General features: G+C 68.3%; 2 pseudogenes. One reads left to right on the forward strand and one right to left on the reverse strand.

Annotated features, from left to right (window positions below):
- A pseudogene (locus A9W96_RS06015) lies at positions 1-286 on the forward strand (hypothetical protein); the annotation flags it as partial.
- A gap of 1 nt (position 287) precedes the next feature.
- Here the strand turns inward: A9W96_RS06015 and A9W96_RS32030 are convergent.
- Positions 288-638 (reverse strand): annotated as a pseudogene (locus A9W96_RS32030) (hypothetical protein); the annotation flags it as partial.

The raw sequence follows: 638 nt of genomic DNA on the forward strand, positions 1-638 counted from the left end.
GATCTCGTTCGGGACCAAGGGCGGCGAGATCGAGATGGACGGGCAGCGCATCGCCGTCCCGGTCTCGACCGACCAGATGAAGATGGTGGCCAAGCTGTCCGGCGGGCAGTCCTACACCGCCACCACCCTGGGCGAGCTGGAAAAGAGCTACAACGCCATCGAGAACGAGATCGGCTACCGCACGGTGCCGGGGCCGGGCAGCTCCGGCTGGCTGCGGCTGGCCGTGCTGACCGCCCTGATCGCGACCGCGCTGGCACTGCTGATCAACCGGCGCCTGCCCAGCTGACTCAGGCGGGCAGCCTGCGGTTCAGCAGGAGCCCGGCCAGGATGGCGCCGGCCAGGACGAACGCGCCGAGCAGCATCCAGGCCAGGCTGGCGTCGCCCTTCACGGTTTCGTAGCCGATCTGGCGCTGCAGCGTCGAGTACACGTTCTTCAGCGAGTCCAGGCTGTCGGCGTGGAACGACTGGCCGTCGGACAGCTTGGCCACCATCTTCATCTGGTCGGTCGAGACCGGGACGGCGATGCGCTGCCCGTCCATCTCGATCTCGCCGCCCTTGGTCCCGAACGAGATCGTCGAGATCGGCACGCCCTCGTCCTTGGCCAGCCGCGCCGCCGTGTAGATGCCGTCGTGCGGATC

The organism is Mycobacterium sp. 1245852.3 (assembly GCF_001669335.1).
Taxonomy (GTDB): domain Bacteria; phylum Actinomycetota; class Actinomycetes; order Mycobacteriales; family Mycobacteriaceae; genus Mycobacterium; species Mycobacterium europaeum_A.